Annotated in this window: 1 rRNA gene (only partly in view); it reads right to left on the minus strand. The window is 46.4% G+C overall.

What is annotated here, in order from left to right:
- Positions 1-252: ribosomal RNA gene (locus tag RR062_06180) — 23S ribosomal RNA — on the minus strand; its annotated part runs 277 nt beyond the window's last position; the annotation flags it as partial.

Raw genomic sequence — 252 nt, forward strand, 5'->3', positions numbered from 1 at the left:
GGTCATTCTGCAAAAGGCACGCTCTCACCCATTAACGGGCTCGAACTTCTTGTAAGCACATAGTTTCAGATTATCTATTTCACTCCCCTTCCGGGGTTCTTTTCACCTTTCCCTCACGGTACTTGTTCACTATCGGTCATTAGAGAGTATTTAGCCTTACGGGATGGTCCCCGTAGATTCAGACAAGATTACACGTGTCCCGTCCTACTCAGGATACACTAAGGAGACTACAACATTTCGCCTACAGGTCTA

It is taken from the genome of Clostridia bacterium (assembly GCA_036654455.1).
Lineage (GTDB): Bacteria > Bacillota > Clostridia > Christensenellales > CAG-314 > JAVVRZ01.